6 protein-coding genes are annotated in these 5,666 nt (G+C 71.9%); all 6 read right to left on the bottom strand.

Annotation, left to right across the window (positions count from 1 at the left end; all coding sequences use genetic code 11):
• Window positions 1-306, bottom strand: a 306-nt coding sequence (locus AE652_RS33960; protein ID WP_049658668.1) for a hypothetical protein, incomplete at its 3' end; no start/stop codon positions are given.
• Between the two features lie 190 nt (window positions 307-496).
• On the bottom strand, window positions 497-1,426 hold the full coding sequence (truB, locus tag AE652_RS33955) for a tRNA pseudouridine(55) synthase TruB (protein WP_049658666.1): 930 nt from the start codon (window positions 1,424-1,426) through the stop codon (window positions 497-499).
• 35 nt (window positions 1,427-1,461) lie between these two features.
• The gene (locus AE652_RS33950) at window positions 1,462-2,565 is read right to left on the bottom strand and encodes a bifunctional oligoribonuclease/PAP phosphatase NrnA (protein WP_079272940.1); all 1,104 of its coding nucleotides are present in this window, start codon (window positions 2,563-2,565) and stop codon (window positions 1,462-1,464) included.
• Between the two features lie 2 nt (window positions 2,566-2,567).
• Window positions 2,568-3,008, bottom strand: a complete 441-nt coding sequence (gene rbfA / locus AE652_RS33945) for a 30S ribosome-binding factor RbfA (protein ID WP_049658664.1) — start codon at window positions 3,006-3,008, stop codon at window positions 2,568-2,570.
• A gap of 153 nt (window positions 3,009-3,161) precedes the next feature.
• Window positions 3,162-3,458, bottom strand: a complete 297-nt coding sequence (locus AE652_RS33940; RefSeq protein ID WP_030289887.1) for a DUF503 domain-containing protein — start codon at window positions 3,456-3,458, stop codon at window positions 3,162-3,164.
• 148 nt (window positions 3,459-3,606) lie between these two features.
• On the bottom strand, window positions 3,607-5,666 hold a 2,060-nt coding region (infB, locus tag AE652_RS33935; RefSeq protein ID WP_082346149.1), incomplete at its 5' end, for a translation initiation factor IF-2.

Below are 5,666 nucleotides of genomic sequence, written 5' to 3'. Positions count from 1 at the left end.
CAGCACCTCGTGCCCGGCCGCGACGGCGGCCAGCGGCAGCGGCGGCACCGGCAGCCCGCCGACCGCCTCGGTGCGCAGCAGGGCGAGCCTGTGCCCGGGCAGCGGCAGCACGGCGTCCGGGCCGAGCACCCTGGTCTGCCCGCCGGGGGTGTGCAGGACGACCCGGTCCAGTCCGGCCACGCTCTCGTGTGCCGTCAGCACGCCCCCCTGCGGGTCGGCGACGAACCCTAAGCCGTGCAGCCGCCCGTTGAGGTCGCGGATCCGCAGCAGGTACCGCCCCGGATCGCCCTCCAGAAACCCCGGCATCCCATGCCCCCTCGACCGTCGCTCGCCCGCCGCCCGGAGCCTGCCCGCGCGGGAGGCGGTCCGACCGCGCCCGCGCCGCTCACCACGGGCGTTCACTCCGCGCGCTCCCTCGTGCGGGTGAAAGGGGGTCCGGGAACGGGAAAGCCCCCGTCGGGACGATTCCCGACGGGGGCTCCGAACAGCGGGGGCGTCAGCCGACGAAGACCGCGACCGGCTTCGCCTGCCCGCCCTTCTCCTCGACCAGCGCGAGGAAGCGCCCGTCCGGCCCGAACACCGCGATCGGCCCGTCCACGCCCATCCCGGGCGCCTTCAGCCGGGCGCCGTGCGACAGCTTCTCCGCCGAGGCCTCGTCCAGGTCCCAGCGCGGGAAGGCGGCCGCCGCGGCCTCGCCGATCGGCAGCACCTCGAGACCCTTGGCGGACTCGCCGGTGACGTCGGCCTCCAGCTGCTCCAGGGTGCGCGCCGACTCCACCCCGTACGGCCCGACCCTGGTGCGCCGCAGCGCGGTCAGGTGCCCGCCGACGCCCAGCCCGGCGCCCAGGTCCCGGGCCAGTGCCCGGATGTAGGTGCCGGAGGAGCACTCGACGGTGACGTCCAGGTCGATCACCGGCGTGCCGTCCTCGGCGACCGCCGCGCGCTGCCCGTGCACGGTGAAGGAGTGGATCGTGGTCGGCCGGGCCGCGAGCTCGAAGTCCTCGCCCTCGCGCACCCGCGCGTACGAGCGCTTGCCGTCGATCTTGATCGCGCTGACCTTGGACGGCACCTGCATGATCTCGCCGGTGAGCGCCGCGATCCCGGCGTCGATCGCCTCCCGGGTGACGGCGTCGGCCGGGGCCGAGGCGGTGACCTCGCCCTCGCGGTCGTCGGTGACGGTGGTCTGGCCGAGCCGGATGGTCGCCTCGTAGGTCTTGGCGGTGAGCATCAGGTGGCCGAGCAGCCGGGTGGCCCGCTCGACGCCGATCACCAGGACGCCGGTGGCCATCGGGTCCAGGGTGCCGGCGTGCCCGACCTTCCGGGTCCCGGCCAGCCACCGCAGCTTGGCGACGACCCCGTGCGACGTGATGCCCTCAGGCTTGTCGACGATCACCAGGCCGTCCGGGCCGGTGCCTTTGCGCTTCATCGGGTTCTTTCTCTCAACAACAACAGCAGAGATGATCAACGTACCGGTCGCAGGGCGCCCCGGAACCGCTCGACCACCGCGGCCACGTCCTGCCGGACGCTGAATCCGGCCGCGAAGACGTGCCCCCCGCCGCCCAGTTCGGCACAGGCCGCGGCGACGTCCACCGCGCCCTTGGAACGCGAGGAGCCGCGCAGCGTGCCGTCCGGGTCCTGCTTGAGCACCAGCGCCACCTCGGCCTCGGCCGGGCGGCGCAGGATGTCGATCAGCCCCTCGATCTCCTCGACCGTGACGCTGAACAGCGCGAGGTCCTGGTACGGCACCCAGGTCCACACCAGGCCCAGCCCGTCCGCCGCCTCCGGCTCGTAGACGGCCCGGTCGAGCGCGCCCGCGAGCACCTTGAGGTAGCCGAAGGAGGAGGTGTCCCACAGCTGCCGGGCGATCAGGTCGTGCCGGATGCCGGTGGCCAGCAGCCGGGCGGCCAGCTCGTGGGTGGCGGGCGTGGTGGCCCGGTACTTGAACGAACCGGTGTCGGTGGCGACACCGGTGTAGAGGCAGGTGGCCAGCTCCTGGTCCAGCTCCACGCCGAGCCGGCGCAGCAGTTCGTCGACCAGCACGGCGGTGGCCGGCGCGGTCGGGTCGATCAGCTGGTGGGTGCCGAAGCCCGGGTTGGAGGCGTGGTGGTCGAGCACCACCAGGACGGGCGCGGCGAAGGCCTTGGCGTGCAGCAGGCCGAGCCTGCTCTCCGCGGCCACGTCGAAGCAGAGCACCAGTTCCGGCACGTCCGGCACCTCGACGGCCGGCACGATCAGCTCCTGGCCGGGCAGGAAGGCCAGCGACTCGGGCACGACCTGCGGGTCGTCGCCGAAGGAGACCCGCACCTGCTTGCCGAGCGCGCGCAGCGCCAGCGCCGCCGCCAGCGAGGAGCCCAGCGCGTCACCGTCCGGGCAGATGTGGCAGATCAGGTCGATCGAACGGGCCCGCCCGATCTCCGCCACCACCTGCTGCCAGAGCAGCTCGAACCCGCTCTCCTCGGCGCGCGGGCCCGGAAGCGCCACGAGGGCACCCTCCACCGTGCTGGTGGAGGACGCCCCCGTGGTCGATCCGGCTCGCGAGGCGGCCTGCGCCGGCTCACCCGCCATGACTACTCGTCCTCGTCGTCACGCTCGGCCGCCGGAACCCGGTACGGGTCCGCCTCGCCGGCGTAGCTCGCCCCCGCGGCCCGGGTGCGCACGGCGGCGTCCGAGTTGCGGGCCCGGTCGAGCAGGTCGTCGATGTTCCGGGCGTTGTCCGGCAGCGCGTCCGCGACGAAGGTCAGCGTCGGGGTGAAGCGCACCCCGATCTTGCCGACCTCGGAACGGATCACGCCCTTGGCGCTCTCCAGCGCGGCCGCGGTGGCCTCGCGCTCGGTCTCGTCACCGAAGACGGTGTAGAAGACGGTGGCCTCGCGCAGGTCCCCGGTCACCCGGGTGTCGGTGATGGTCACGAACCCCAGTCGGGGGTCCTTGATCCGCCGCTCCAGGGTCTGGGCGACGACCACCTGGATGCGGTCGGCGAGCTTGCGCGCCCTAGCGGTGTCGGTCACGTTGCCTCCTCGTGCAATGGGCCCGGTACCCGGGAGAACTGCGCACCCGTCGGGGCCCACGCCCCAAAGTACCGGCCCGCGCCCGGCCTTGCGGGCGCTCTCGGTCCTGATCCGTGTGAGAACGGCGACTTCCGTCGGCCGGCTCCACGGTCCTCATTCGTCGTCGTCGTTGTGGTACCGCCGCCTCGCGGAGAGGAGCTGTACCTCGGGGCGGCCGGCGACCAACCGCTCACAGCTGTCCAGGACCTCGGTGACGTACCCGGCTTCGCCGGAGACCACCGCGAGGCCGATCTCGGCCCGGCGGTGCAGGTCCTGGTTCCCGGTCTCGGCAGCGCACACGCTGTACTTGCGCTGCAGTTCGGCCACGATGGGCCGCACGATCGAACGCTTCTCCTTGAGCGAGTGGACGTCGCCCAGCAGCAGGTCGAAGGTGAGTGTTCCCACGAACATGTATGACAGGTCTCGCCGACCTGGAAGGCCTCGGGGAGCAGCCCGGAAACGGGCTGGCGCCACTGTGTGACTACCCCGGACCCTACACAGCGAGACCGGGGCCGGTCGACGGAAATACCACCCGTCGACCGGCCCCGGCTGACCCCGACTAGGCGCGCGGCTTCTCGCGCATCTCGTAGGTCTCGATGATGTCCTCGACCTTGATGTCGTTGAACGACCCCAGGGTGACACCGGCCTCGAAGCCCTCGCGGACCTCGGTCGCGTCGTCCTTGAAGCGGCGCAGACCCTCGATGGTGAGGCTCTCCGCCACGACCTTGCCGTCGCGGATGAGGCGGGCCTTGGCGTTGCGGCGGATGATGCCGTCGCGGACCAGGACACCGGCGATGTTGCCGAACTTGGAGGAGCGGAAGACCTCGCGGATCTCCGCGGCGCCGAGGCGCACCTCCTCGTACTCCGGCTTGAGCATGCCCTTGAGGGCGTTCTCGATCTCCTCGATCGCCTGGTAGATGACCGAGTAGTACCGGACGTCCACGCCTTCCTTGTCGGCCGCGGCGCGCGCACGGCCTTCGGCGCGCACGTTGAAGCCGATGATGATGGCGTCCGAGCCCATCGCCAGGTCCACGTCGGACTCGGTGATGGCACCCACACCGCGGTGCAGGACCCGGAGCTCGACCTCCTCGCCCACGTCCAGCTTGACGAGGGCGTCCTCGAGGGCCTCGACCGAACCGGAGACGTCACCCTTGATGATGAGGTTGAGCTGCTCGATGGAGCCGGCGGCGATGGCCTTGTCCAGGTCCTCCAGGGACACCCGGACCCGACGCTGCGCGAAGGCGGCGTTGCGGTCGCGGGCCGAGCGCTTCTCGGCGATCTGACGGGCGGTGCGGTCCTCGTCGACGACGATGAAGCTGTCGCCGGCGCGGGGCACCGAGGTCAGACCGAGCAGCAGCACCGGACGGGACGGGCCCGCCTCGGCGAGGTTGTTGCCGTTCTCGTCCAGCATGGCGCGGACGCGGCCGTAGGCGTCGCCCACGACGATCGAGTCACCGACGCGGAGGGTACCGCGCTGGACCAGGACGGTCGCCATGGCGCCGCGGCCCTTGTCCAGGTGGGCTTCGATCGCAATACCCTGCGCGTCCTGCTCCGGGTTGGCCCGCAGGTCCAGCGAGGCGTCCGCGGTCAGGACCACGGCCTCCAGCAGCTGGTCGATGTTCAGGCCCTGGCGCGCGGAGATGTCGACGAACATGGTGTCGCCGCCGTACTCCTCGGCCACCAGACCGAACTCGGTCAGCTGACCGCGGACCTTGGTCGGGTCGGCGCCCTCGACGTCGATCTTGTTGACGGCGACCACGATCGGCACACCCGCGGCCTTGGCGTGGTTCAGCGCCTCGACCGTCTGCGGCATGACACCGTCGTTGGCCGCGACCACCAGGATCGCGATGTCGGTGGACTTGGCACCACGGGCACGCATGGCGGAGAACGCCTCGTGACCCGGGGTGTCGAGGAAGGTGATCGGGCGCTCTTCGCCGTTCACCATCGTCGCCACCTGGTAGGCACCGATGTGCTGGGTGATGCCACCGGCCTCGCCGGCCACCACGTTGGACTTGCGGATCGCGTCCAGCAGGCGGGTCTTACCGTGGTCGACGTGACCCATGACGGTGACGACCGGCGGGCGCGGGGCCAGCTGGTCCTCGTCGCCCTCGTTGGCACCGAAGTCGATGTCGAACGACTCCAGCAGCTCGCGGTCCTCGTCGTCCCGGCTGACGATCTCCAGCTGGAAGCCCATCTCGCCGGCCAGCAGCTCGAGGGTCGCGTCGGAGACCGACTGGGTCGCGGTGACCATCTCACCGAGGTTGAACATGACGGAGACGAGCGCGGCCGGGTTGGCGTTGATCTTCTCCGCGAAGTCCATCAGCGAGGCGCCGCTCGACAGGCGAACGGTCTGGCCGTTGCCGCGAGGCAGCATCACACCGCCGACGGACGGGGCCTGCATGGCCTCGTACTCCTGGCGCTTCGCCCGCTTCGACTTGCGACCGCGAGCCGGGCGACCGCCCGGGCCACGACCGAAGGCACCCTGCGTGCCACCACGGGCACCCGGGCCACCGGGACGACCGCCGAAGCCGCCGGGACGGGGGCCGAAGCCGCCGCCACCACCGGGGGCGCCGCCACCCGGACGCGGACCGCCGAAGCCGCCGCCACCAGCCGGACGCG

The sequence above is a fragment of the Kitasatospora sp. MY 5-36 genome, assembly GCF_001182915.1.
Taxonomy (GTDB): domain Bacteria; phylum Actinomycetota; class Actinomycetes; order Streptomycetales; family Streptomycetaceae; genus Kitasatospora.
The sequence above is the reverse complement of the archived record's forward strand: the minus strand, read 5'-3'. Positions and strand labels throughout refer to the sequence as shown.